At 33.8% G+C, this 1,235-nt stretch carries 2 protein-coding genes; both read right to left on the bottom strand.

The genetic code is table 11. The features are described 5' to 3' along the window. Nucleotides 1-323 (bottom strand): insulinase family protein (locus tag CGS49_RS13555; RefSeq protein ID WP_143405885.1); only part of this gene is annotated, 323 nt, incomplete at its 3' end. Between the two features lies 1 nt (nt 324). Continuing rightward, nucleotides 325-1,235, bottom strand: a 911-nt coding sequence (locus CGS49_RS13550) for a M16 family metallopeptidase (protein WP_143405884.1), incomplete at its 5' end; no start/stop codon positions are given.

The following is a 1,235-nucleotide window of genomic DNA, read 5'->3' as shown; positions in this document are numbered from 1 at the left end:
GAAAAATAGTATGTTGTCCTATCCAAGGTGGTAAAAGCATTGACATCAGCTCCTAGCTTTACAAAGTCCAATGTAACATCCCTTCCCTGATCATCCTCAAATAACTTGTGTTCAAGAAAATGAGCAATACCAGCAGGGTATGTCTGCAACTTACCATCAATATAAAAGCGATTATCTAGTGCCCCAAAATTTGTAGACAGAAAGGCAGCTTTTTCAATGAATCCTTTTTTCTTGATAATAGATAACGACATACCATTATCTAAAGTTGCTAAATAAACTTCTTCAGCAATCTTTGGATAATAACGTTTTTTCAAATCAGCCATTCTAAGATACTCCTTCTAAAAAGAACAAACTTTGTAGCTTGACTTGACGTGCTATACGGCAAACATCTTTTTTAGTAACCTTCTCGATTTTATCTAACCAATCCTCTAATGAGATCTTTTTATCGCCAAAAATAACCTTATTAAAATGTTGTTCTACTAGTGTTAATGCATGATCCTCAGAGAGAAGGGCATTCATCCGTATAATTTTTTTGGTTTGATTAAAAAGGGAACTTGAAAAACGTCCTAATTTAATGTGATTCAACTCTCTGATAATCCCTCGCATAGCTTGATTTCTATTAGATTTTTCAATTCCAGCGTAAATTTCTAGTAAACCTGTAAAGGCATCAAATTGACTACCAATTGAATAAGCTAATCCTTCTTTTTCTCGAATCTTTGTAAATAAAGCTGAGTGAGCAAATTCACCCAACATGCCATTAAATACAATTAAAGCAAAATAATCTTTATCTCCATATTGACAAGGAAATTGATAACCTAACTGTAAAATAGATTGACTAGTCTGTCTAGTCTCTATCTTTTCTTTCACAACTTTAGAATAAGGTTGATTATAACTAAACTGTAAATCAACTTGGCGTCCCTCTAAAGGAAATCTGTGTAAACCTCGGAGTACTTGATAGTCATCAAATTCCCCAACCATAAAGATATCAATTCGATCTTTAGTTAACATGCTTTGAAATTCTTGATAAGCTGTAAACGATGTCTCGGCTTCAACAAGCTCTACTCGCCCATACTTGGGAACTTTCAAAGCCTCGTTTACAAAGTAAAGCTCTCGTCCCTGAACTTCACTATAGTAGTAATTATTCTCTGTATCAACATCCAGGTAGGTCATTAAATTTTGTTTTTCTATGTCAAATACTTTGTTTTGGTATTGCGCTACTATTGACAATGGATTAT

Source organism: Faecalibacterium langellae (genome assembly GCF_002549775.1).
Lineage (GTDB): Bacteria > Bacillota > Clostridia > Oscillospirales > Ruminococcaceae > Faecalibacterium > Faecalibacterium langellae.
The sequence above is the reverse complement of the archived record's forward strand: the minus strand, read 5'-3'. Positions and strand labels throughout refer to the sequence as shown.